This window comes from Klebsiella sp. HC6 (genome assembly GCF_022605325.1).
GTDB classification, from domain to species: domain Bacteria; phylum Pseudomonadota; class Gammaproteobacteria; order Enterobacterales; family Enterobacteriaceae; genus Klebsiella; species Klebsiella terrigena.
Genome location: NZ_CP093276.1, coordinates 5,160,898 through 5,185,616, shown reverse-complemented (window position 1 = coordinate 5,185,616; position 24,719 = coordinate 5,160,898). Strand labels below are relative to the sequence as shown.

Genomic DNA, 24,719 nt, shown 5'->3' with positions numbered 1-24,719 from the left:
CGTTTTTACAGGCAAACGTCAACCCAGGTCGCGCCGGTGAGCTGGGCCATTCGGTCAGGAGAAATACGCACCGCGCTGTGGATGGCGCCGGCCGCGGGCAGGACTTCCTGATACTGCTTCAGCGAAATATCGCAATAGACCGTCAGCGGGTTTTCCAGGCCGAAAGGGCATACGCCGCCAACGGGATGCCCGGTTAGAGTGACGACCTCATCGCTGCTCAGCATGCGGGCCTTCGCCCCAAATGCGTCCTTCAGCTTTTTATTATCCAGACGCACGTCGCCGCGAGAGACGACAAGTATCACCCGGTCTTTCACCTTTAACGACAGGGTCCTGGCGATTTGTCCCGGCTCAACGTGATGCGCGGCGGCGGCGAGGGCCACGGTGGCAGTACTTTGCGTGAGCTCGATGATTTCGATATCGGGGGCGTGTTCGGCAAAAAACTGCCGTACGGACTGCAGACTCATTAGGATCTCCTGATTAATGCCCGTTTTAATCTGGCATAAGCCTCGCGGAGTGTAATATTGCCGGCTGATAATCGAGAATTTTTCCAATTTCTGGATCTTCTTCACAATCACCGCAACCGGTTACTGTAACCGGTTGCGGTTATGGTCGCTCAGATGAATACTGAATGGGTAACTTCCCTGCGTCACTTATAACAAAGAGCCGTGTATGAATCGTACTGACTTGAGCAGTATAGCTGGGCGAATGGCTAATGTGCTTTTTCGCTCACAGAACATGTTTCATCACAACGGCAGGATAATCGTTGTTGGGCCTGTTTCTATAGCCTGTCAGGAGGGCTGCTATGTCTGCTAACCATGCTGCGTTTAATCTGATATTCCGCTTTGTAGAAAATTATATTAGCCCTGTAGCCGGGCGAATCTCGTCGCAGCGCCACGTGATGGCTATTCGTGACGGCTTCATCTCGGCCATGCCGTTTATGATCGTCGGCTCATTTCTGCTGGTGTTTGCCTATCCGCCGTTTTCCCCTGATACCACCTGGGGCTTCGCGCGCGCCTGGCTGGATTTGGCAAAAGAGTTTGAAGGACGAATTCTGACGCCGTTCGATATGACGATGGGCATTATGTCTATCTACATCTGCGCGGCGATTTCTTATAACCTCGGCAAGCATTACGTAAAATCTCACCAGCTCGATCCCTTTATGTGCAGCATGCTGTCAATTATGGCATTCCTGCTGGTAGCAGCACCGAAAACGAGCGGCACTTTACCGGTGGATAGCCTCGGCGGAACGGGGATCTTTACCGCGATCCTGGTCGCGATCTATTGCGTCGAGATGATGCGCTTTCTGAAGGCGCATAACATCGGGATCCGCCTGCCGGATCAGGTTCCACCGATGATCAAAAACTCGTTTGACCTGCTGATCCCGGTGCTGGTGGTGGTGCTGACGCTCTATCCGCTCAGCCTGTTTATTCAGCATCAGTTTGACATGCTTATTCCGCAGGCCATTATGTCCGTCTTTAAGCCGCTGGTGTCCGCCGCGGATTCACTGCCGGCAATTTTACTGGCGGTACTGATCGGTCATCTGCTGTGGTTTGCAGGGATCCACGGAGCGGCAATCGTCTCCGGCATGCTGCAGATGTTCTGGCTGACCAACCTGGGTATGAACCAGCAGGCTCTGGCACATGGTGCGCCGTTACCGCACATCTTTATGGAGGCGTTCTGGACGTTCTTCATTGTGATAGGTGGCTCTGGCGCCACCATGGGACTGGTTATCTGCTATCTGCGCAGCCGCTCGGCCCATCTGCGGTCTATTGGCCGTCTGAGCGTGGTACCGAGCCTGTTTAACATTAACGAACCGGTTATTTTCGGCACGCCAATCGTCATGAACCCGGTATTCTTTATTCCGTTCCTGCTGTCGCCGATGGTGAACGCCGTGCTCGCCTGGGCGGCAATGAAGCTGGATCTGATCGGCCGGGTTATTTCGGTTGTCCCCTGGACTGCGCCGGCGCCGATTGGCGCAGCATGGGCGCTGGGCTGGGATTTCCGCGCGGCGATCCTGGTGATTCTTCTGGCCTGCGTTTCAGCCATCATCTATTTCCCGTTCTTTAAGGTATACGAGAAACAGCTGTTAGAGCAGGAGGCGGAAGAAGCCCAGCGCGTGGCGGAAGAGAGCCAGCAAACGGCATAAAAGCAGGCGGGCGGCGCTAAGGCCGCCCGCGTGAAAAAGGGGATTATTTTAGCGTACAGTCTCCGCACTGCTGGACGTCCGGCAGGCGGTAGCGCTGGCAGCAGGTACGCCGTACCAGCGCGCCTTCACGGATAACGACCGTACGCCATAGCGGGTTATCCCGGCCATCGGCAAACTGCTTTTCAAAGAAGCAGTGCTGGCGCAGAACCGCCACCCGCTCCTCTCCCAGCAGCGTCTTCATCTCACCCAGATACCAGTTAATCAAATAGCCGGTATTGCTCCAGATAAGCTTCGCGTTGATATCTCCGGTCGCTTCCAGCGCCTGAATGACCGGCTGCAGGGCGTCATTGACCAGCGTTTCTATCCGCGACTGCGGCGACTGCCCGCTACCGGCGGTGGCGGAGTGGACGTCGATCCAAAAGCAGGCCGCCCGGCCGGTTTCATGGAACTCGACGCGGAAATGCTCCGGCGCCAGGCTGATGGTTTGCTCTTCGCTTAACACGGCCAGCATCAGCGGCGGCACCAGCAGGCCGATATACCATTGCGCCCACAGTGAGAGCAGCGGTTTTTGTTCCCGCGGCAGCGTTGGCTGATTGCGATAGATATGATCGGAGTAGGTGGCCAGCAGGGAGCTCAGGGTAACCGGTGAGGACCACTCTGCAAGCGTCAGCGCGCAGGACGGGGCCTCTTCATCCAGACGGAGAAAGTCCAGCAGATGCGGGCGCAAGGCGGTGATTTTTTCCCGTATGGCATCCGCCAGCGCACGCTCAGCCGGCTGAAACGGGGCCTGCCAGATAATGTCGTTGCTGAATGGAATTGAACGGTAAGCCATCAGATCGCCAGATACAAATCTAAATGATAATGATTGCTGATACTAGTTGCTTGCGTAAAAGATGGCAAGATCTTTGTCCGCGCGGCGCTTCCCTGGCGGCGCGGAGGTGGGGTCAGCTGGCGAGGATAATATTACGGCCCAGGTTTTTGGCTTCATAGAGCGCGCTGTCGGCTCGCTTCAGGGCGCCGTCGATATCGGCGTCGATGAGCGGCGTCAACCCGATGCTGATGGTAACGTTGGTGGCGACGCTTTCATTAAACATATGGGCGATTTTCAGATCGTAGACCCGCTGGCGGATCCGTTCTGCTGCCTGCTGAGCGGTTTCCGCCGTGCTGTTGGTCAGCAGCACCATGAACTCCTCCCCGCCAAAACGGGCCACAATATCCCGTGAACGAACGGCGTTACGGATCGCGGCAGAGACCTGAATCAGCGCCTGGTCGCCCATCATGTGCCCGTAGTGATCGTTGTAGGCTTTAAAGTGATCGATATCCAGCAGCAGCACATGATGGCTATTCCCATCCAGGGCCAGGAGGGTATCCAGCCGGTTTTGCAAACCGCGGCGATTGTACAGTCCGGTAAGCGGGTCGAGCATGCTCAGGTCGTTCAGCGTATTACGCTCCTTCAGCAGCTTATCCATCAGCCCCTGGGTAAAGGTATCGCTGCGTTTCTGAATCAGGTTTTGCATCGTGATGCCGACAATGGGCAGCACGAAGCAGTAGAGCATGCGCAGCCACTGCTCGCCTTCCGCAAGGATTAGGCAGGCGACAAAAGTGGGGAAGGAGTGCAGGGTAAAGGCAATGATATTATTGGAAAAAGCGATTGCGCCAATAAACAGGACGCTTAACAGGGCGATCACCAGAAAGTTAAAATGCGGCGGTGGCATCATTGATGATTTTTCGCAAACGTGCCAGGCCCACAGAAGACCAAATATCAGAGAAATAAAGGAAATATTTATTCTGCGCTGGGCGAATTTCCAGTGCCATAACATTAAACCGGCGCTGCAGGCGAAAATCAGGGTGCAGGGCAGGGTTATGCTCACGACGGTAAAGAGCGGGCTGGCCAGGGATAAGAGTGCTGAAATCAAATTAAGGACTAAAAAAAGCCGTAAGGAATACTGATATTTTTTTTCGTAATGAGCTCGCCAGGATTGTGCAGTCATATGGGGGATATCATTATTAGTCGTTAAATTTCAAAATGATGGCTGCCAAAAATGAACAATAAAAAGCAATGCGCAATATAAGGTTTTTGCGAAATAATCAAATGTTTTAATATATAAGCGTTTCGCGCTTAATTTATCACCTTCATGAATGTATGTCATTACCGCAAACGTAAAGAATAAAGTATCCGCTCTGGTTAACATGACAAATGATAAAAGCTATCATATGATATTGGTTATCATTATCGTTATGAGAGGTGAAAAGATGTTGCAGCGGACTTTAGGCAGCGGGTGGGGCATGCTGCTTCCGGGCGCAGTCATTGCTGCTCTTGGATTTGCTGATTTGTCGCTGGATGCCTGGCGCGGGTTGGTAACCCTGGGACTGCTGATGTCTGCGGTGATGATCTGGCACCGACAGCTACGTCATTTCGTATTGCTGCCGTCATGCGTGGCGTTGGTCAGCGGGATTATGCTGATGACGTTGAATTTAAGGCTGATGGGGTAATTCAGAGGGAGAGTAAGAATATTGGTGCGAGGGGGGGGACTCGAACCCCCACATCCTAAGGACACTAACACCTGAAGCTAGCGCGTCTACCAATTCCGCCACCTTCGCACAGTATTCTTAATTTCGATATCGCCTCGTTGGTGCGAGGGGGGGGACTCGAACCCCCACATCCTAAGGACACTAACACCTGAAGCTAGCGCGTCTACCAATTCCGCCACCTTCGCACAGTGCGAGCGATATCTACGTGGATGATGGTGCGAGGGGGGGGACTCGAACCCCCACATCCTAAGGACACTAACACCTGAAGCTAGCGCGTCTACCAATTCCGCCACCTTCGCATACCATCGACACTATGAAAGTATCGTTACCACGGAGGCGCATTCTAGTGGTTTTCAGCTATTCGTCAATAGTTAATTGTGCTGGCGGAATTGATTGTTGCAAAAAGGCGCGGCGGGAGGCGGTAAAAGGCCGGCGACGCGTGGTTACGTCGCCGGGCGGTAGCGAGGCGCTATTTCTTCGCCTGGCGGGTCATCACGGTGCGGTAGACCTTAAAGCGGCCGGTCTGCGCGAGAACTTCGTGGAAGCCGAAGATTTCGTCAAGCACGTCCGGATAAGGCAGGAAGGCGTTAGCGACAATGCGCAGCTCGCCGCCGCTGCCGAGGTGGCGTACCGCCCCGCGAATCAGGGTTTGCGCCGCTTCCTGGCTGGTCTGCAGGCCGTCATGGAACGGCGGGTTGGAAATGATCATGTCAAACCGGCCGTTAACTTCGGAGAACACGTTGCTGGCGAAGACTTCACCTTCAATGCCGTTGGCGGCGAGGGTGGCGCGGCTGGCCTCTACCGCCGGTGCGCTGACGTCACAGAGGGTTAAGCGGACCTTCGGCGAATGGCTTGCCAGTACGGTCGCCAGCACGCCCGCGCCGCAGCCGACGTCGAGCACTTTGCCCTTGGTATGCGGCGTCAGCGTTGAGAGCAGCAGCTGGCTACCGACGTCCAGCCCGTCGCGGCTGAATACGCCCGGCAGGGTTTTAATCGTCAGGTTATCGAGCGGATATTCGCCCCAGTACTGCTCAGGGTCGAAGGTCGGCTGTTTTTCCAGGCGACCGTGATACAGTCCACAGCGGCGGGCGCTGTCAACTTTGGTCAGCGGCGCGTAGTCGGCCAGCATCGGCTCGGCGCTGCGCACGCCGCTGCGGTTTTCACCGACCACGAAAATATCGATACCGGTCGGCAGCAGCGACAGCAGGTTCATCAGCTGGAACTGGGCTTCCGGCTTGTTCTTCGGCCAGTAGTAAATCAGCGTATCGCAATCGGCGACGTCGCTGGCCTGCGCCACCAGGCCAAAGCTGGCGCTCTCGCCCATCTGGCGGCTCAGCACCTGCCAGTGGTGAAACTGCTGGGTGTGAACGCGGCTGGCAGCGGTGTCCAGACGTGCGGGCAGGTCATCCTGCAGGTCACCGGCAAACAGAACGCGGGCGGACTCGAAATCATCACTGTGGCGCAGCAAGACTTCACTTGCCGGGGTAAAAGCAGACATGAAACACTCCTTCATTAAGACTGGCGCCGATTATACACGTTATCCTTAGCGCTGCCTCTTTGTTGGCTGTCCCTGCGAGCGTCGCCGTATTCCGCCGCCGACAGGGCGGAGTTTGTTGGCGCAAATACGACGGATTTGCTATATTGCGCGCTTGATTAACAGGAGTGTTTCGCTATGACATCCCGACGAGACTGGCAATTACAGCAGCTGGGCATTACCCAGTGGTCGCTGCGTCGCCCCGGGGCGTTGCAGGGCGAAATCGCTATCTCACTGGCTGGGCATATTCGTCTGGTGATGGTGGCGGAAAATCCGCCGTCGCTCAGCGAACCGCTAATCGGCGACGTTCTACGCGCGCTGGCGCTGACGCCGGATCAGGTGCTGCAGCTGACGCCAGACCGCGTGGCGATGCTGCCGCAGAACGGCCGCTGTAACAGCTGGCGGCTAGGCACGGACGCACCGTTGCTGCTGGCGGGCGCACAGGTAACCTCGCCCGCTTTTGATGAACTTCAGACCAGCGCGCCTGCCCGTATGGCGCTCTGGCAACAAATCTGCGCACATGAACACGATTTCTACCCTCAACACGGCTGATTTGCCCCGAGCCTGGCAAATAGAAACCCGCGCCCACGCTTTTCCGTGGAGCGAGCAAACCTTCGCCAGCAATCAGGGAGAACGCTACCTGAATCTCCGGCTGGCGGTCGATGGTGAAATGGCGGCCTTTGCCATTACGCAAATTGTGCTGGACGAGGCGACGCTGTTTAACATCGCCGTCGATCCGTCCTTCCAGCGGCGCGGCCTGGGTCGCGAGCTGCTGGAACGGGTGATTGATGAGGTTGAAAAACGCGGCGTTGCCACGCTGTGGCTGGAGGTTCGCGCCTCTAACGCTGCGGCCATTGCGCTGTATGAAAGCCTGGGCTTTAACGAGGCGACCATCCGCCGCAACTACTACCCCACCGCCGACGGCCGTGAGGATGCACTCATTATGGCTCTACCGCTAAGCATGTAAGACAAGGTGATACGATGAAGTGGGACTGGATTTTCTTTGATGCCGATGAAACGCTGTTTACGTTTGACTCCTTCACCGGTTTACAGCGGATGTTCCTCGACTATAGCGTGACGTTTACCGCTGAAGATTTTCAGGACTATCAGGCCGTGAATAAGCCGCTGTGGGTGGACTACCAAAACGGCGCTATCACCTCGCTTCAGCTGCAGCACCAGCGTTTTGATAGCTGGGCCAGCCGCCTGAGCGTGCCGCCGGGCGAGCTTAACGATGCGTTTATGAACGCCATGGCCGAGATTTGTTCGCCGCTTCCCGGGGCGGTATCGCTGCTAAATGCGCTGCAGGGCAAGGTGAAGATGGGGATTATTACCAACGGCTTCACCTCGCTGCAGCAGATCCGTCTGGAACGAACCGGTTTGCGCGATCACTTTGATTTATTGATTATTTCTGAACAAGTCGGCGTCGCAAAACCGGATGCGCGGATCTTTGACTACGCCCTGGCGCAGGCGGGCGTTGCGGATCGTTCCCGCGTGCTGATGGTGGGGGACACCGCGGAGTCTGATATCCGCGGCGGCGTCAACGCCGGCCTCGCGACCTGCTGGCTCAACGCCCATCAGCGCGAGCTGCCTGAGGATCTCCGCCCGGACTGGACGGTAACCTCGTTAAGCGAACTGGAGCAGCTCCTGTGTAAACACTGATTGCCTCCCCCCCGTTGATGGGTAAAATAGCCGCAATTTTTCGTATTTAACATGCGTGGCCGGTTGCCGCGTTTACTAAGAAGATTCAATTATGACGTTGTCTCCTTATCTGCAGGAGGTGGCCAAGCGCCGCACTTTTGCCATTATTTCTCACCCGGATGCCGGTAAAACTACCATCACCGAAAAGGTGCTGCTGTTCGGACAGGCGATTCAAACCGCCGGTACCGTTAAAGGCCGCGGTTCCAACCAGCACGCGAAATCGGACTGGATGGAGATGGAAAAGCAGCGTGGTATCTCTATTACCACGTCGGTGATGCAGTTCCCGTATCACGGTAGCCTGGTTAACCTGCTGGATACCCCGGGCCACGAAGACTTCTCTGAAGATACCTATCGTACGCTGACGGCGGTGGACTGCTGCCTGATGGTTATCGATGCGGCCAAAGGCGTCGAAGATCGTACCCGTAAGCTGATGGAAGTAACCCGTCTGCGCGACACGCCGATCCTGACGTTTATGAACAAGCTCGATCGCGATATTCGCGATCCGATGGAGCTGCTGGACGAAGTTGAAAACGAGCTGCGCATCGCCTGCGCGCCGATCACCTGGCCGATTGGCTGCGGGAAGCTGTTTAAGGGCGTGTACCATCTCTATAAAGATGAAACGTATCTCTATCAGACCGGCAAAGGCCATACTATTCAGGAAGTCCGCATTATTAAGGGCCTGAATAACCCGGATCTCGACAGCGCGGTCGGTGAAGACCTCGCGCAGCAGCTGCGCGATGAGCTGGAGCTGGTGCAGGGTGCCTCCAACGAGTTTGATAAAGAGCTGTTCCTGGCTGGGGAAATCACCCCGGTCTTCTTCGGGACGGCTTTAGGTAACTTCGGCGTCGATCATATGCTGGATGGCCTGGTGGATTGGGCGCCCGCACCGATGCCGCGCAAGACCGATACGCGCGAAGTCCGCGCGGAAGAAGAGAAGTTCACCGGCTTTGTGTTTAAAATTCAGGCCAACATGGATCCGAAACACCGCGACCGCGTGGCCTTTATGCGCGTGGTTTCCGGGCAGTATGAAAAGGGTATGAAGCTGCGTCAGGTGCGTATTGGCAAAGACGTGGTGATTTCCGACGCGCTAACCTTTATGGCCGGCGATCGCTCGCACGTTGAAGAAGCCTACCCTGGCGATATTATCGGCTTACATAACCACGGCACCATTCAGATTGGCGATACCTTCACCCAGGGCGAGATGATGAAGTTCACCGGCATTCCGAACTTCGCGCCGGAGCTGTTCCGTCGTATTCGTCTGAAGGATCCGCTGAAGCAGAAACAGCTGCTCAAAGGGCTGGTTCAGCTCTCTGAAGAGGGCGCGGTACAGGTCTTCCGTCCGATCGCTAATAACGATCTGATCGTCGGGGCCGTCGGGGTGCTGCAGTTTGACGTGGTGGTTGCGCGCCTGAAGAGCGAATATAACGTGGAAGCGATTTACGAATCGGTCAACGTGGCGACCGCTCGCTGGGTCGAATCGACCGACGTGAAGAAATTCGAAGAGTTTAAGCGTAAAAACGAAATTCAGCTGGCTCTCGATGGCGGCGATAATTTGACCTATATTGCCCCGACGATGGTGAACCTTAACCTGACTCAGGAGCGTTACCCTGAAGTGATGTTCCGCAAAACGCGCGAGCACTAATCCCTTCTGGAGCGCGGTCTGAGCCGCGCTCTGCTCGATTTCCCTGCCGTTCCCACCGCTAAAGAAAGTTCTTAATTTTTTCCGTTGTCCCGTTTTTTTATGCATATTTCCCTCCTTCCTTACGACCTTCTACTATATTTAATAAGCAATTTTCAAAATGCTGGCTTAATAAACTACTTATTTTGCTTTACCGATATAGAAATAACGAGGAGATCACCATGACAAGACGAAAGAATACCAGCAAGCTGCTGGCGCTCTTCTTGGGCTCGGCTATGATCAGCGCCTCGGCATATGCGGACAACTCAACGACGGACAGCGCAAAGTCCGTTGCCAACAGCGCCGGGCAGGCTGTCGATAGCTCGATGAATAAAGTCGGCGACTTTATGGACGACAGCACCATTACTGCCAGAGTTAAGGCGGCGCTGATCGATGATAAAAGCATCCGCAGCACGGATATCTCGGTGAAAACTGAGAACAAAGCGGTCACCCTGAGCGGCTCGGTAGAGAGCACCGAGCAGAAAGAGCAGGCGGTCAAAATAGCGAAGGAGGTTAAAGGCGTCTCGACGGTCAACGACAAGCTGAGCGTCGCCAACGAGCAGCCTGCAAGCCTGAAGGGCTACGCTGGCGATACGGCGATTACCAGCGAAATCAAAGCTAAGCTGCTGGCCGACGATATTGTCCCTTCGCGAAAGGTGACGGTTGAAACCAGCGCTGGCACCGTGCGTCTGTCCGGGACGGTGGCATCTCGTCAGCAGGCAGAACGCGCCGTTGAGATAGCCAAAGCCGTCACCGGCGTAAAAACCGTGAAAAATGACCTCAGCGTCCAATAACACCGTTCAATAAATAAATTTTTTCGGCGACTGCCGTTTAATAGAGCACGACAGGGTTGGTGCCTGCGCGACCTGAGCGCGTAGAAAAGCGACCGTTATCCACTATGGTAAGGAGAGCATTATGTTTCGATGGGGCATTATTTTTCTGGTCATCGCCTTAATTGCCGCCGCTTTAGGATTCGGTAGCCTGGCGGGTACGGCAGCCTGGGCGGCAAAAATTGTCTTTGTCGTCGGTATTATTCTGTTCCTTGTCAGCCTGTTTACCGGGCGCCGGCGCCCGTAGATGCTAAGGCCAGAACGGCAGTAAGCGTATTGATGAAATAGTGTTTTACATAAAGCCAGTCTATATGACTGGCTTTTGCTGTATCAGGGGGTTAAAAATTGCGTTACCTTGAGGCGATAGAATAAGCAAACAGGAAGACAGAGTGGGGCATCGAATTCCCGTCACGCTTGGCAACATTGCGCCATTATCGGTTAAACCTTTTCACCCGGGCAAGCTTGGCCTGGTGTGTGAGGGGGGAGGACAACGGGGGATTTTTACCGCCGGGGTGCTGGATGAGTTCATGCGCGCCGGATTTAACCCTTTTGACATTATGCTCGGCACCTCTGCCGGGGCGCAAAATCTCTCCGCCTATATGTGCAACCAGCAGGGCTACGCGCGCAAGGTGATCACGCGTTACACTACCTCCCGCGAGTTTTTTGACCCGATGCGCTTCGTGCGCGGCGGGAATCTTATCGACCTCGACTGGCTGGTAGGAACCACGGCGCAAAAAATGCCTCTGGCGATGAGCTACGCCGAAGATCGGTTTGCGCAGGGCAAAGAGCTGTGGATGTGCGCCTGCCGCGGCGATGACTATACCCCTAACTACTTTTCCCCGACGCAGTCCACCTGGCTCGATCAGATCCGCGCCTCCAGCGCGATCCCCGGATTTTATCGCAGCGGCGTGATGCTTGACGGTATCAGCTATCTCGACGGCGGCGTCAGCGACGCGATCCCGGTGCAGGAGGCGGCAAAACGCGGCGCGCAGACGATTGTGGTGATCCGCACGGTTCCGTCGCAGATGTACTATACCCCGCAGTGGTTTAAACGTATGGAGCGCTGGCTCGGCGAAAGCAGCCTGCAGCCGTTTGTCAATCTGGTCCAGCACCATGAGGCCACCTACCGCGCCACCCAGCAGTTTATTGATAAGCCGCCGGATAAGCTGCGGATCCTCGAAATCTACCCGCAGAAGCCGTTAAAAAGCATGGCCCTGGGGAGCCGGCTGCCGGCGCTGCTGGAGGATTATAAAACCGGCCGTCAGTGCGGTCGCTATTTCCTGGCAACGGTGGGCAAGCTGCTGGCCGACCGCCCGCCGCTGCTGCGGCATATGCCGCGTCTCGCGGTGCCCGCGCCGGTGGTGGTGCCGCCGGCTTCCGTGGCCAACGATGCGCACCAGGCAACCCTGATTGACGCCGCGCAGGCCAACGATGCCAGCTTCGATAATGAGGATCTGGCGTAATGCGGCAGTTTATCGATACCCACTGTCATTTCGATTTCCCGCCGTTTGCCGATGATGAAACGGACAGCATCGCCCGGGCCGCGCGTGAAGGAGTGATGCGGATTATTGTTCCCGCCACCGAGGCGGACAATTTTCCCCGCGTGCTGGCCCTGGCTGCACAGCATGATGCGCTGTATGCCGCGCTGGGCCTGCATCCGATAGTGATTGAGCGTCATGACGAGAGCAGCCTTCAGCGGCTTGAGGCGTGCCTGCAGCAGCGCAGCGCGAAGGTGGTAGCGATTGGGGAAATTGGCCTCGATCTCTATCGTGAGGACCCGCAGTTCGATCGCCAGCAGGCGGTTCTTGAGGCGCAGCTGCGGCTGGCAAAACGCTATGATTTGCCGGTTATCCTTCATTCGCGACGCACCCACGATAAGCTGGCGATGCTGCTGAAAAAGCACGCTCTGGCGCGTACCGGGGTGGTGCATGGCTTTGCCGGCAGCCTGCAGCAGGCGGAGCGTTTCGTGCAGTCAGGATACAAAATTGGCGTTGGCGGAACCATTACCTATCCCCGCGCCAGCAAAACGCGTGAGGTCATGTCGCGTCTGCCGCTGTCGGCGCTGCTGCTGGAAACGGACGCTCCGGATATGCCGCTAAACGGCTTTCAGGGAGAGCCAAACCGCCCGGAGCAGGCGGCTCGGGTCTTTGCCACTCTGTGCGAGCTGCGCCAGGAGCCGGCGGATGCTATCGCCGAGGCTCTCCTGAGCAACACCGAAGCGCTGTTTGGCAGGCTATAACACCTCGCTTAACAAGCGAAACCCGCCCTCTGGGCCGTGGCGGCGGCAAAACTCACGCTACGGCTCCCTTGTTTGTGAAAATTCCATCATTCCCTGGTGTTGATTAAAATCGTTATTTTTCAATCTATAATCGCATAAACCCTCTTTCTTTAGCACAATACATGCGCGCTGGTGTCGAGTTTTACGTCGCCTGTATGTTATAATAATAACATTGTCGCACGATGAGGAATTCTGATTATGCTTAAAGAAAACTTGTCGCTGAGACGGTGAGTACTGGCATTTTTATGTGATTTACATCTCATTATGGTTATGCAAGTTAGTAATTAGTTTTCATTAACTGTGATGGATGTCGAAGTGTAGCGGCGAGGTGATGTTACAATAGTAACAGACTCGCAAGGTGACAAACTATTCAACCGGCAATACGCCGTCGGAGTATGAAATGACTGATTTATCTGCAAGCAGCCTGCGCGCATTGAAACTGATGGACCTGACCACCCTGAATGACGACGACACCAATGAGAAGGTGATTGCGCTGTGTCATCAGGCAAAAACGCCGGTCGGTAACACGGCCGCTATCTGCATCTACCCACGCTTTATTCCGATTGCTCGTAAAACCTTGAATGAGCAGGGCACGCCGGATATCCATATCGCCACGGTGACCAACTTCCCGCACGGTAATGACGATATCGATATCGCCCTGGCGGAAACCCGCGCCGCGATCGCCTACGGCGCCGATGAAGTTGACGTGGTATTCCCGTACCGGGCGCTGATTGCCGGCAACGAGCAGGTTGGATTCGACCTGGTTAAAGCCTGTAAAGAGGCCTGCGCGGCGGCTAACGTTCTGCTCAAAGTGATTATCGAAACCGGCGAGCTGAAAGAAGAAGCGCTGATCCGCAAAGCCTCCGAAATTTCCATCAAAGCGGGCGCGGATTTCATCAAGACCTCTACCGGTAAAGTGCCGGTAAACGCCACGCCGGAAAGCGCGCGCATCATGCTGGAAGTTATCCGCGATATGGGCGTACAGGAAACCGTAGGCTTTAAGCCAGCGGGCGGCGTGCGCAGCGCGGAAGACGCGCAGCAGTTCCTGGCGATTGCCGATGAGCTGTTCGGCGCACAGTGGGCTGACTCGCGTCACTATCGTTTTGGCGCGTCAAGCCTGCTGGCTAGCCTGCTGAAAGCGCTGGGCCACGGCGACGGTAAGAGCGCCAGCAGCTACTAAGACGTAACGGTGACATAACCGTATCCCGGACGAAGCGCGCCAGCGCCGAGGCCGGGAGATCCCCGGTGCCGCAACGTGCGGCCGGGCTTCAGGATTTTAGCACGGGCGCAGATAACGCCGCCCGTCGTGTTTGACCTTATTCCTCAGGGGGTTACCTTGTTTCTCGCACAAGAAATTATTCGTAAAAAACGTGATGGTCACGCGCTGAGCGATGATGAAATCCGCTTTTTCATCAACGGGATCCGCGATAATACCGTCTCCGAAGGGCAGATCGCCGCCCTGGCGATGACCATTTTTTTCCACGATATGACTATGCCAGAACGCGTTTCGCTGACGATGGCGATGCGGGATTCAGGAACCGTACTGAACTGGAAAAGCCTCAATCTTAACGGGCCGATCGTGGATAAGCACTCCACCGGCGGCGTGGGCGACGTCACGTCGCTGATGCTTGGCCCGATGGTCGCCGCATGCGGCGGCTACGTGCCGATGATCTCCGGTCGCGGACTGGGGCATACCGGCGGAACGCTCGACAAGCTGGAAGCGATCCCCGGTTTTGATATTTTCCCGGACGACGGCCGTTTCCGCGACATCATTAAGGATGTCGGCGTGGCTATCATCGGGCAGACCAGCTCGCTGGCGCCTGCCGACAAGCGCTTCTACGCCACCCGCGATATTACCGCGACGGTGGACTCGATTCCGCTGATCACCGCCTCTATTCTGGCGAAAAAGCTGGCTGAAGGCCTGGATGCGCTGGTGATGGACGTGAAGGTGGGCAGCGGCGCCTTTATGCCGACCTACGAACTCTCTGCGGCGCTGGCCGAAGCGATCGTTGGCGTCTCCAACGGCGCGGGCGTGCGCACCACCGCGCTGCTGACCGATATGAATCAGGTGCTGGCCTCCAGCGCCGGTAACGCCGTCGAAGTCCGCGAAGCGGTGCGGTTCCTGACCGGCGAATACCGCAATCCGCGTCTGTTTGACGTGACCATGGCGCTGTGCGTCGAAATGCTGATTTCCGGCAAGCTGGCCCAGGACGACGCCGACGCGCGGGCGAAGCTGCAGGCGGTGCTGGATAACGGTAAAGCGGCCGAGGTCTTTGGCCGAATGGTGGCTGCGCAGAAAGGCCCGAACGATTTCGTTGAAAACTATGATAAATATCTGCCGACCGCGATGCTGAGCAAGGCGGTTTATGCCGATGGCGAAGGGTTTGTCGCTGAAATGGACACCCGCGCGCTGGGCATGGCGGTGGTGTCGATGGGCGGCGGTCGTCGCCAGGCATCCGACCCGATTGACTACAGCGTCGGCTTTACCGATATGGCCCGCCTTGGCGATAGCGTTGACGGGCAGCGGCCGCTGGCGGTGATTCATGCGAAAGATGAATCCAGCTGGCAGGAGGCCGCCAAAGCCGTGAAGGCGGCAATAAAACTGGACGATACCGCACCGAAAGAAACGACGACGGTCTATCGTCGCATTACTGAATAGCTGTATACTGATCTGATCGCTTTTTTGCAGCGCAAAAGGTACGGAGAATAATATGAAACGTGCATTTATTATGGTGCTGGACTCCTTCGGCATCGGTGCGACTGAAGATGCTGCTCGCTTTGGCGACGTTGGCGCAGATACCCTCGGGCACATTGCGCAAGCCTGTGCCAAAGGGGAAGCCGACATCGGCCGCAAAGGCCCGCTGAATTTACCAAACCTGACCCGTCTCGGTCTGGTAAAAGCGCATGAAGGTTCTACGGGTTCCATCGCGGCTGGAATGGATGGAAATGCGGAAGTTGTCGGCGCCTATGCGTGGGCGCACGAACTCTCTTCCGGTAAAGATACGCCGTCAGGCCACTGGGAAATCGCCGGCGTGCCGGTGCTGTTCGACTGGGGCTACTTCCCGGAACACGAGAACAGCTTCCCGCAGGAGCTGCTGGACAAGCTGGTTAAGCGCGCAAACCTGCCGGGCTACCTCGGCAACTGCCACTCTTCCGGTACCGTCATTCTGGATCAGCTCGGCGAAGAGCATATGAAAACCGGCAAGCCGATTTTCTACACCTCCGCTGACTCGGTGTTTCAGATTGCCTGTCACGAAGAGACCTACGGTCTCGATAAGCTGTATGAGCTGTGCGAAATTGCGCGCGAAGAGCTGACCGAAGGCGGCTACAACATCGGCCGCGTGATTGCGCGTCCGTTTATCGGCGACAAGGCGGGCAACTTCCAGCGCACCGGTAACCGCCATGACCTCGCCGTTGAGCCGCCTGCCGCCACCGTGCTGCAGAAGCTGGTGGATGAGAAAGACGGCCACGTGGTGTCGGTGGGTAAAATTGCCGATATCTACGCGAACTGCGGGATCACCAAAAAAGTGAAGGCGACCGGCCTGGACGCGCTGTTTGACGCGACCATCAAAGAGATGAAAGAAGCGGGCGACAAGACAATCGTCTTCACCAACTTCGTCGATTTCGACTCTTCATGGGGCCACCGTCGCGATATCGCCGGCTACGCCGCGGGCCTGGAGCTGTTCGACCGCCGCCTGCCTGAGCTGATGGCGCTGGTCGGGGAAGATGACGTTCTGATCCTGACCGCCGATCACGGCTGTGACCCAAGCTGGCAGGGCACCGACCATACCCGGGAACATATTCCGGTACTGGTTTACGGTCCGAAGGTTAAACCCGGTTCGCTTGGCCACCGCGAAACCTTCGCGGATATCGGCCAAACGCTGGCGAGCTACTTCGGCACTTCCGCGATGGACTACGGCAAAGCTATGTTCTGATGGATTTGGGCGGGAACTTCCCGCCCTTCATGCATTTAAATATAAAAGGATAAAACGATGGCAACTCCACATATTAACGCCGAGATGGGTGATTTCGCTGACGTCGTGCTGATGCCGGGCGACCCGCTGCGCGCGAAGCACATTGCGGAAACTTTCCTTGAAGACGTGCGCGAAGTGAACAACGTGCGCGGCATGCTGGGCTTCACCGGGACCTACAAAGGCCGCAAAATCTCCGTTATGGGCCACGGTATGGGTATCCCATCCTGCTCCATCTATACCAAAGAGCTGATCACCGATTTCGGCGTGAAGAAAATCATTCGCGTCGGTTCCTGCGGCGCGGTACGCGCTGACGTGAAGTTGCGCGACGTGGTTATCGGTATGGGCGCCTGCACCGATTCCAAAGTGAACCGCCTGCGTTTTAAAGACCATGACTTTGCCGCTATCGCCGACTTTGGCATGGTGCGCAACGCCGTTGATGCCGCGAAAGCGCTGGGCGTTGACGCGCGCGTTGGTAACATCTTCTCCGCCGATCTGTTCTATACGCCGGACCCGTCGATGTTTGACGTGATGGAAAAATACGGCATTCTGGGCGTGGAAATGGAAGCGGCCGGTATCTACGGCGTGGCGGCGGAGTTCGGTGCAAAAGCGCTGACTATCTGCACCGTCTCTGACCATATCCGTACGCACGAGCAGACCACCGCTGCCGAGCGTCAGACCACCTTCAACGATATGATCAAAATCGCGCTGGAATCCGTTCTGCTGGGCGATCAAGAGTAAGATGAGCGGCTCTCCCCCCGATGCGGGGAGGGCCGCAGTTTCCGGCTAAGGCACGAACGCCGCTGCCGGATAGCCGCCTCCTGCCATTACCGTACCGCACCCGCTATCCATGCGGACAGCTCGCCTAGCTCCTGTTCCTGCTCGGGGAAATCGACCCGTAGCGCCTCGCATGCCTGCTGTAGCGCCTCGGCGCGATACGCACAGCCCTGCAGCCGCGCGGCCAGCGCTTCCAGCGGCGCCGGGTTCAGGCTGTCGGTAAACACCTGCGTGCGGGTGATATGCCCCTTCTCGACGTCAAAATGCAGCTCGACGCCTCCCCAGCGAAAGCGCTCATCCAGCAGGTGAGAGAAGGCCGGCGCCTGGCCAAAATTCCACTCCCAGCTGCTCTGACGGGCAAAGGTTTCGGCAAAGTTCGGCAGATCGGGGGTTTTATCCGGCGAAATGACTTCGGCTTCCACCCGCTCGCCGTAATGTTTGAAAAAAGCCTCTTCAATGGCGGCGCAAACCTGACGGTGCGTAATGCCAGGCAGCAGCTCCACCAGATTGGCAACCCGGCCGCGTACCGAGGTTATCCCCTTGGCCTGCAGCTTTTTTTGGTCCGGATTGAGGTAGTTGGCGAGACGGCTTAAATCGGCGTTCAGCAGCAGCGTGCCGTGGTGAAAACCGCGATCCATGGTTTCACGGTAGGCGGAGCCGGAGATCTTGCGGTCGCCTTCGGCGGTTTTCACCACCAGATCGTTGCGCCCGGAGGCTTCCGCCGCGACGCCCAGCGCGTTAAGCGCCTCGAGGACGATACGCGTGGAGACGGTTTTATCGTACTCGGGCTTGCCCGCCATAAAGGTAAAGCAGGTGTTGCCCAGATCGTGAAAAACGGCGCCACCGCCGCTGCTGCGGCGGGCCAGACGCACGTTATCCTCCTCCATCCGGCGGGTGTTGCACTCTTTCCACGGGTTTTGCGCCCGGCCAATCACCACCGTATCGGCATTGCGCCACAGGAACAGCACTCTCTGGGTTGCCGGCATCTGGCGGAAAATAGACTCCTCAACCGCGAGGTTGAACCACGGATCGTAGGAGTCGGAAAGCAGCAGGCGTAGCGTCGACATTGGCAATTTCCTTATTCATCTTTATCTTCGTCCTGTACCGGCTTATTAGCGGTAAGCAGGAATGGCGACTGCTGCCAGCGGGTGCGTTTACCCTGCAGCAGGGTGCGGGTTAGCACGACGCCGATAGCCAGCGATAGCAGCAGCATCAGGCGGAGAATATTGGTGGTATTATCCACCTGTTTCGCCTCGGTCGCTAACGTATGGGTATCCAGCGTCAGGCGCAGGTAGCCGAGCGGACCGTTTTTGCCCTGAATAGGTTCGACGATTTGCTGATTAAAGTAGCCGCCGGCCTTTTTGCCGTCGAGGGCGAGCCTGTCGCGGACGTTGACGCCTTCGCCGGAGCGCGCCACCAGGTCGCCCTGGTCGTCATAGACCCCGGCATCCAGGATGCGGCTCTGTCGGGTCAGCTGCTCCAGCAGCTGACCGATGCGCTTCTCATCGGGCGTTTCGCTGCGCATCAGCGGCGCTACATTTAGCGAAACCTGCTGGGCAAGCGTGCGGGCCAGTTCTTCCAGCTGCGGGTTACGCTGCTTTTGGCTGTTCTGGCTGAACCACGAGGCGCCCTGCATCAGGGCGACAAGAAGCGCCAGACAGATCAGAACGATGACGGCGCGATGCAGTCGGAATTTCAGTTTTGCGCGTACCATATTCCACCTTTAATATTTGCAGCTTAATGTTGCCAGAAGCGCTGGTTACAAGGTAGCCTCATGCGTTATTTTCCTCGCCTGAATGAAGAAACCTGGAGCCGTAATGCCAAACAGTTTGACCTGGTGCGATCTGCCCGAAGATGTTTCCCTGTGGCCTGGATTACCGCTTTCGCTGAGCGGTGATGAGGTCATGCCGCTGGATTATCACGCCGGACGCAGCGGCTGGCTGCTCTACGGCCGGGGCCTTGATAAGCGCCGTTTAACCGACTGGCAGCGTGAGCTGGGCGCGGCGCTGGTTATCGTCGCCTCCTGGGTCGTTGAAGACTATCAGGTTATTCGTCTGGCCGGCTCTCTGACCCTGCGCGCGACCCGACTGGCGCATGAAGCCGGGCTGGACGTCGCGCCGCTGGGTAAAATCCCGCACCTGCGCTCGCCGGGGCTGCTGGTAATGGATATGGACTCCACCGCCATTCAGATTGAGTGTATCGATGAAATCGCCAAGCTTGCGGGAACCGGCGAGCTGGTATCGGAAGTGACCGAACGCGCGATGCGCGGCGAGCTGGACTTTACCGCCAGCCTGCGCCAGCGGGTGGCGACGCTGAAAGATGCCGATGCCAATATTTTGCTGCAGGTGCGTGACGCGCTGCCGCTGATGCCGGGGCTGACCCAGCTGGTGCTGAAGCTGGAAGCGCTGGGCTGGAAGGTGGCTATCGCCTCCGGCGGCTTCACGTTCTTTGCGGAATACCTGCGCGACAAGCTGCATCTTGACGCCGTGTTCGCTAATGAGCTGGAAATCATGGACGGCAGGCTAACCGGCAACGTGATTGGTGATATCGTTGATGCTAAATACAAAGCCGCGACGCTGCGCAAGCTGGCGGAAAAATATGAAATTCCGCCGGCGCAAACCGTGGCGATCGGCGACGGCGCCAACGATCTGCCGATGATCAAGGCCGCGGGCCTCGGTATCGCCTATCATGCGAAACCGAAAGTGAACGAGCTGGCGGAAGTAACGATCCGCCACGCTGACCTGATGGGGGTATTCTGTATTCTCTCGGGCAGCATGAACCAAAAGTAAGAGGTTAACGTGGCGAAAGCTCCAAAACGCGCATTTGTCTGTAATGAATGTGGTGCGGATTACCCCCGCTGGCAGGGGCAGTGCAGCGCCTGCCATGCCTGGAATACCATCACCGAGGTGCGTATTGCCGCTTCGCCGCAGGTGGCGAGAAACGAGCGTCTGACGGGCTACGCCGGTAATGCCGGCGCGTCGAAGGTGCAGAAACTTTCGGAGATCAGCCTTGAGGCGCTGCCGCGCTTTTCCACCGGCTTTAAAGAGTTTGACCGCGTGCTTGGCGGCGGCGTGGTGCCGGGGAGCGCGATTCTGATTGGCGGCAGCCCGGGTGCGGGGAAATCGACGCTGCTGCTCCAGACGCTGTGCCGGCTGGCGGAAGGCATGAAAACCCTGTACGTCACCGGGGAAGAGTCGCTGCAGCAGGTGGCGATGCGCGCGCATCGTCTGGGGCTGCCGACGGCCAATCTCAACATGCTCTCCGAAACCAGCATTGAGCAAATTTGCCAGATCGCCGACGAAGAAAAGCCGCAGCTGATGGTTATTGACTCGATCCAGGTGATGCATATGGCCGACGTGCAGTCCTCGCCGGGCAGCGTGGCCCAGGTGCGTGAGACCGCCGCCTACCTGACGCGGTTTGCCAAAACCCGCGACGTGGCGATTATTATGGTGGGTCACGTCACCAAAGACGGCTCGCTGGCCGGGCCGAAGGTGCTCGAACACTGTATTGACTGCTCTGTGCTGCTGGATGGCGACGCCGATTCCCGCTTTCGCACCCTGCGCAGCCATAAAAACCGCTTCGGTGCGGTGAATGAGCTGGGGGTCTTCGCGATGACCGAGCAGGGGCTGCGCGAAATCAGCAACCCTTCGGCTATTTTCCTCAGCCGCGGCGATGAGGTCACTTCCGGTAGCTCGGTGATGGTGGTCTGGGAAGGCACCCGTCCGCTGCTGGTGGAGATTCAGGCGCTGGTCGATCACTCCATGATGTCCAACCCGCGCCGGGTGGCCGTGGGGCTGGAGCAGAACCGGCTGGCGATACTGCTGGCGGTGCTGCACCGTCACGGCGGCCTGCAGATGTCCGACCAGGACGTCTTCGTCAACGTCGTTGGCGGGGTGAAGGTTGCGGAAACCAGCGCGGACCTGGCGCTGCTGCTGGCGATGGTGTCGAGCCTGCGGGATCGTCCGCTGCCGCACGATCTGGTGGTGTTTGGCGAAGTGGGCCTGTCCGGCGAGATCCGCCCGGTGCCCAGCGGCCAGGAGCGCATCTCCGAGGCGGCCAAGCACGGGTTCCGCCGCGCCATAGTCCCGGCCGCCAACGTGCCGAAAAAAGTACCGGAAGGGATGCAAATCTTTGGCGTGAAAAAGCTTGCGGATGCGCTAAGCGTTTTTGACGACTTATAATTAAATATCCGTCGTCTTTCCGGCGGCAGGTGTGTTGGCGGCGTTCGCTTGCCGCCATCAGAAACCCACAGGATATTTTTTCAGTATTGCTCAAGCAGGAGGCTCTTGTGTCATCGTTCGACTATCTCAAAACCGCGATTAAGCAAAAAGGCTGCACGCTACAGCAGGTGGCTGAAGCCAGCGGGATGACCAAAGGCTATCTGAGCCAGCTGCTGAATGCGAAAATTAAAAGCCCGAGCGCGCAGAAGCTGGAAGCTCTGCACCGCTTTCTCGGCCTTGAGTTCCCGCGTCGGCAGAAAAGCGTCGGCGTGGTGTTTGGTAAGTTTTACCCGCTGCATACCGGCCATATCTATTTGATCCAGCGCGCCTGCAGCCAGGTCGACGAGCTGCATATCATCATGGGCTATGACGATACCCGCGACCGCCAGCTGTTTGAAGAGAGCGCCATGTCGCAGCAGCCGACGGTGCCCGACCGTCTGCGCTGGCTGCTGCAAACGTTCAAGTATCAGAAAAACATCCGCATTCACGCCTTTAATGAAGAGGGGATGGAGCCTTATCCGCACGGCTGGGACGTCTGGAGCCGAGGGATCCGCGCCTTTATGGACGAGAAGGGCATTCAGCCAAACTGGATCTATTCCTCAGAAGAGTCCGACGCGCCGCAGTATCTGGAGCAGCTGGGGATCGAAACGGTACTGATCGATCCTAAGCGAACCTTTATGAACATCAGCGGCGGGCAGATTCGCGAAAACCCGTTCCGCTACTGGGAATATATTCCCACCGAAGTGAAGCCGTTCTTCGTGCGCACGGTGGCGATCCTCGGCGGCGAATCGAGCGGTAAATCGACGCTGGTCAATAAGCTGGCCAACATCTTCAATACCACCAGCGCCTGGGAGTACGGTCGGGACTACGTCTTCTCGCATCTGGGCGGCGACGAGATGGCGCTGCAGTATTCTGACTATGATAAAATTGCGCTCGGACACGCTCAGTACATTGATTTCGCTGTGAAATATGCCAATAAAGTGGCGTTCATCGATACCGATTTTGTCAGTACCCAGGCGTTCTGTCTGAAGTACGAAGGCCGCGAGCATCCCTTCGTCCAGGCGCTGATCGACGAGTACCGTTTTGACCTGGTTATCCTGCTGGAGAACAACACGCCGTGGGTGGCCGACGGTTTACGCAGTCTGGGAAGCTCGGTGGATCGTACGGAGTTCCAGACCCTGCTGGTGTCATTGCTGAAAGAGAACGAAATAAACTTCGTGCACGTGAAAGAGGCGGACTACGATACGCGCTTTCTGCGCTGCGTTGAGCTGGTGAAGCAGCTGATGGGCGAGCCGGACTAACGGGCGCGATGGCCGCATTATGCGGCGGCGATGAACAGAAAAACGGGTGGCCTGGGCCACCCGTTTTTTATTACCTGTTCTTATTACTTGGCAATACGTTTGTACTTGATGCGCTTCGGCTCCAGCGCATCGGCGCCGAGGGTGCGCTTCTTGTACTCTTCGTATTCGGTAAAGTTACCTTCGAAGAACTCCACCTTGCCTTCATCCTGGTAATCCAGAATGTGGGTCGCGACGCGGTCAAGGAACCAGCGGTCGTGCGAGATAACCATCGCGCAGCCCGGGAACTCCAGCAGGGCGTTTTCTAACGCGCGCAGGGTTTCGATATCCAGGTCGTTGGTTGGTTCATCGAGCAGCAGAACGTTACCGCCAACCTGCAGCAGTTTCGCCAGGTGCAGACGACCGCGCTCACCGCCGGACAGCTCGCCGACGCGTTTGCCCTGATCGACGCCCTTGAAGTTAAAGCGGCCAACGTAGGCGCGGCTCGGCATCTCGGTGTTGCCGATCTTCATGATATCCAGCCCGCCGGAGACCTCTTCCCACACGGTTTTGCTGTTATCCATCGCGTCACGGAACTGATCGACGGAGGCCAGCTTGACGGTATCACCCAGGGTGATAGAACCGGCGTCAGGCTGCTCCTGACCGGACATCATGCGGAACAGGGTGGATTTACCCGCGCCGTTTGGCCCGATGATCCCGACGATGGCCCCTTTCGGTACCGAGAAGTTCAGGTCGTCAATCAGCAGGCGATCGCCGTAGGATTTACGCAGGCTGGTAACCTCAACGACTTTATCCCCCAGACGTGCTCCAGGCGGAATAAACAGTTCGTTGGTTTCGTTACGTTTCTGGTATTCAACGCTATTGAGTTCTTCGAAGCGCGCCAGACGGGCTTTGCCCTTAGACTGACGGCCTTTGGCGCCCTGGCGGACCCACTCCAGCTCTTTCTCAATGGACTTGCGGCGCGCCGCTTCCTGAGAGGCTTCCTGGGCCAGACGCTGATCTTTCTGCTCCAGCCAGGAGGAGTAGTTGCCTTCCCACGGAATGCCTTCACCGCGGTCGAGCTCGAGGATCCAGCCGGCGACGTTATCAAGGAAGTAACGGTCGTGGGTAATGGCCACAACGGTGCCTTCGAAGTCGTGCAGGAAGCGTTCCAGCCAGGCCACGGATTCGGCATCCAGGTGGTTGGTTGGTTCGTCGAGCAGCAGCATGTCCGGTTTTTCAAGCAGCAGGCGGCACAGCGCCACGCGGCGGCGTTCACCACCGGAGAGGTTGGCGATTTTGGCATCCCAGTCCGGCAGGCGCAGGGCGTCGGCCGCACGCTCGAGCTGGACGTTCAGGTTATGGCCGTCGTGCGCCTGGATTATCTCCTCGAACTTGCCCTGCTGTGCGGCGAGCTTATCGAAGTCGGCGTCCGGCTCGGCGTACTTAGCGTACACCTCATCGAGACCTTTCAGGGCGTTAACCACTTCGGCAACCGCCTCTTCCACGGACTCGCGAACGGTCTGCTCCGGGTTGAGCTTCGGCTCCTGCGGCAGGTAGCCAATCTTAAGGCCCGGCTGCGGGCGGGCTTCGCCTTCGATATCGGTATCGATACCGGCCATAATGCGCAGCAGGGTGGACTTACCGGCGCCGTTCAGGCCGAGAACGCCGATCTTCGCGCCAGGGAAGAAGCTCAGGGAGATATTTTTCAAAATATGACGTTTCGGCGGAACCACTTTGCCGACACGATGCATGGTATAAACGAATTGAGCCACGTT

24 protein-coding genes and 3 tRNA genes are annotated in these 24,719 nt (G+C 57.2%); 17 read left to right on the top strand and 10 right to left on the bottom strand.

All coding sequences use genetic code 11. The annotated features are described in order from the left end of the window. Positions 1–5: 5 nt before the first annotated feature. A complete protein-coding gene (locus MMW58_RS25065; RefSeq protein WP_041143935.1) occupies positions 6–464 on the bottom strand; it encodes a YbaK/EbsC family protein in 459 nt (152 codons plus the stop codon). 338 nt (positions 465–802) lie between these two features. Between MMW58_RS25065 and MMW58_RS25060 the strand changes: the two genes are divergently transcribed. Continuing rightward, positions 803–2,146 (top strand): PTS sugar transporter subunit IIC, encoded by a 1,344-nt coding sequence (locus tag MMW58_RS25060; RefSeq protein WP_241722320.1) that lies wholly within the window; start codon positions 803–805, stop codon positions 2,144–2,146. 43 nt (positions 2,147–2,189) lie between these two features. Here MMW58_RS25060 and fhuF read toward each other — a convergent pair whose 3' ends face one another. Both fhuF and MMW58_RS25050 read right to left on the bottom strand, forming a co-directional pair. Next, positions 2,190–2,978, bottom strand: a complete 789-nt coding sequence (fhuF, locus tag MMW58_RS25055; RefSeq protein WP_133600732.1) for a siderophore-iron reductase FhuF — start codon at positions 2,976–2,978, stop codon at positions 2,190–2,192. 112 nt (positions 2,979–3,090) lie between these two features. Continuing rightward, positions 3,091–4,137, bottom strand: coding sequence for a GGDEF domain-containing protein (locus MMW58_RS25050; protein WP_241722319.1), 1,047 nt, complete (start codon positions 4,135–4,137; stop codon positions 3,091–3,093). Between the two features lie 262 nt (positions 4,138–4,399). Here MMW58_RS25050 and MMW58_RS25045 point away from each other — a divergent pair, with 262 nt between their 5' ends. Next, entirely contained in the window at positions 4,400–4,639 is a 240-nt protein-coding gene (locus MMW58_RS25045; protein ID WP_045860323.1) for a DUF1435 domain-containing protein, read from the top strand. A 22-nt stretch (positions 4,640–4,661) separates the two neighbouring features. Here the strand turns inward: MMW58_RS25045 and MMW58_RS25040 are convergent. From MMW58_RS25040 to rsmC, 4 genes are all read right to left on the bottom strand, one after another. Next, positions 4,662–4,747: transfer RNA gene (locus tag MMW58_RS25040), tRNA-Leu, on the bottom strand. A 30-nt stretch (positions 4,748–4,777) separates the two neighbouring features. Beyond that, positions 4,778–4,863, bottom strand: a tRNA-Leu gene (locus tag MMW58_RS25035). Positions 4,864–4,891: 28 nt separating this feature from the next. Then, a tRNA-Leu gene (locus MMW58_RS25030) sits at positions 4,892–4,977 on the bottom strand. Between the two features lie 170 nt (positions 4,978–5,147). Continuing rightward, a complete protein-coding gene (rsmC, locus tag MMW58_RS25025; RefSeq protein WP_241722318.1) occupies positions 5,148–6,176 on the bottom strand; it encodes a 16S rRNA (guanine(1207)-N(2))-methyltransferase RsmC in 1,029 nt (342 codons plus the stop codon). Between the two features lie 174 nt (positions 6,177–6,350). On the opposite strand from rsmC, the gene MMW58_RS25020 reads away from it, so the two are divergent. The 12 genes from MMW58_RS25020 (at position 6,351) to deoD (ending at position 17,408) form a co-directional block, all read left to right on the top strand. Further along, complete coding sequence (locus MMW58_RS25020) at positions 6,351–6,764, top strand: DNA polymerase III subunit psi (protein WP_041143940.1); 414 nt, start codon at positions 6,351–6,353, stop codon at positions 6,762–6,764. Beyond that, positions 6,733–7,179 carry a ribosomal protein S18-alanine N-acetyltransferase gene (gene rimI, locus MMW58_RS25015; protein WP_159237549.1) on the top strand — a complete coding sequence of 149 codons (447 nt, stop codon included), beginning with the start codon at positions 6,733–6,735 and terminating at the stop codon, positions 7,177–7,179. The genes MMW58_RS25020 and rimI overlap by 32 nt, the downstream gene beginning before the upstream one ends. 14 nt (positions 7,180–7,193) lie before the next feature. Next, complete coding sequence (gene yjjG, locus MMW58_RS25010) at positions 7,194–7,871, top strand: pyrimidine 5'-nucleotidase (protein WP_159237548.1); 678 nt, start codon at positions 7,194–7,196, stop codon at positions 7,869–7,871. A gap of 91 nt (positions 7,872–7,962) precedes the next feature. Next, positions 7,963–9,552, top strand: a complete 1,590-nt coding sequence (gene prfC, locus MMW58_RS25005) for a peptide chain release factor 3 (RefSeq protein WP_041143943.1) — start codon at positions 7,963–7,965, stop codon at positions 9,550–9,552. Positions 9,553–9,770: 218 nt separating this feature from the next. Beyond that, positions 9,771–10,382 carry a molecular chaperone OsmY gene (gene osmY, locus MMW58_RS25000; protein ID WP_133600727.1) on the top strand — a complete coding sequence of 204 codons (612 nt, stop codon included), beginning with the start codon at positions 9,771–9,773 and terminating at the stop codon, positions 10,380–10,382. 121 nt (positions 10,383–10,503) lie between these two features. Then, positions 10,504–10,665 carry a DUF1328 domain-containing protein gene (locus tag MMW58_RS24995; protein WP_004857650.1) on the top strand — a complete coding sequence of 54 codons (162 nt, stop codon included), beginning with the start codon at positions 10,504–10,506 and terminating at the stop codon, positions 10,663–10,665. A gap of 142 nt (positions 10,666–10,807) precedes the next feature. Continuing rightward, positions 10,808–11,881, top strand: coding sequence for a patatin-like phospholipase family protein (locus MMW58_RS24990; protein WP_133600726.1), 1,074 nt, complete (start codon positions 10,808–10,810; stop codon positions 11,879–11,881). Then, positions 11,881–12,657, top strand: a complete 777-nt coding sequence (locus tag MMW58_RS24985; RefSeq protein ID WP_133600725.1) for a TatD family hydrolase — start codon at positions 11,881–11,883, stop codon at positions 12,655–12,657. Before MMW58_RS24990 ends, MMW58_RS24985 begins: the two co-directional genes overlap by 1 nt. Positions 12,658–13,096: 439 nt before the next feature. Then, complete coding sequence (gene deoC / locus MMW58_RS24980) at positions 13,097–13,876, top strand: deoxyribose-phosphate aldolase (RefSeq protein ID WP_159237547.1); 780 nt, start codon at positions 13,097–13,099, stop codon at positions 13,874–13,876. Positions 13,877–14,032: 156 nt separating this feature from the next. Then, positions 14,033–15,355 carry a thymidine phosphorylase gene (deoA, locus tag MMW58_RS24975; RefSeq protein ID WP_241722317.1) on the top strand — a complete coding sequence of 441 codons (1,323 nt, stop codon included), beginning with the start codon at positions 14,033–14,035 and terminating at the stop codon, positions 15,353–15,355. 52 nt (positions 15,356–15,407) lie between these two features. Beyond that, positions 15,408–16,631, top strand: a complete 1,224-nt coding sequence (gene deoB / locus MMW58_RS24970) for a phosphopentomutase (protein WP_133600722.1) — start codon at positions 15,408–15,410, stop codon at positions 16,629–16,631. 57 nt (positions 16,632–16,688) lie between these two features. Next, complete coding sequence (gene deoD, locus MMW58_RS24965; protein WP_041143950.1) at positions 16,689–17,408, top strand: purine-nucleoside phosphorylase; 720 nt, start codon at positions 16,689–16,691, stop codon at positions 17,406–17,408. An 86-nt stretch (positions 17,409–17,494) separates the two neighbouring features. Here the strand turns inward: deoD and lplA are convergent, their stop codons facing one another. After that, positions 17,495–18,511: a lipoate--protein ligase LplA gene (lplA, locus tag MMW58_RS24960; RefSeq protein WP_241722316.1), complete on the bottom strand. Its 1,017-nt coding sequence runs from the start codon at positions 18,509–18,511 to the stop codon at positions 17,495–17,497. Between the two features lie 11 nt (positions 18,512–18,522). Next, the gene (locus tag MMW58_RS24955) at positions 18,523–19,158 is read right to left on the bottom strand and encodes a YtjB family periplasmic protein (RefSeq protein ID WP_241722315.1); all 636 of its coding nucleotides are present in this window, start codon (positions 19,156–19,158) and stop codon (positions 18,523–18,525) included. Positions 19,159–19,261: 103 nt separating this feature from the next. Here MMW58_RS24955 and serB point away from each other — a divergent pair, with 103 nt between their 5' ends. From serB to nadR, 3 genes are all read left to right on the top strand, one after another. Beyond that, positions 19,262–20,233, top strand: a complete 972-nt coding sequence (gene serB, locus MMW58_RS24950; RefSeq protein ID WP_159237545.1) for a phosphoserine phosphatase — start codon at positions 19,262–19,264, stop codon at positions 20,231–20,233. Between the two features lie 9 nt (positions 20,234–20,242). Then, positions 20,243–21,625, top strand: a complete 1,383-nt coding sequence (gene radA, locus MMW58_RS24945) for a DNA repair protein RadA (protein ID WP_133600718.1) — start codon at positions 20,243–20,245, stop codon at positions 21,623–21,625. A 107-nt stretch (positions 21,626–21,732) separates the two neighbouring features. Further along, positions 21,733–22,965, top strand: a complete 1,233-nt coding sequence (gene nadR, locus MMW58_RS24940; protein ID WP_241722314.1) for a multifunctional transcriptional regulator/nicotinamide-nucleotide adenylyltransferase/ribosylnicotinamide kinase NadR — start codon at positions 21,733–21,735, stop codon at positions 22,963–22,965. Between the two features lie 83 nt (positions 22,966–23,048). On the opposite strand, the gene ettA is transcribed toward nadR, so the two are convergent. Continuing rightward, positions 23,049–24,716, bottom strand: coding sequence for an energy-dependent translational throttle protein EttA (ettA, locus tag MMW58_RS24935; protein WP_241722313.1), 1,668 nt, complete (start codon positions 24,714–24,716; stop codon positions 23,049–23,051). Positions 24,717–24,719: the final 3 nt, after the last annotated feature.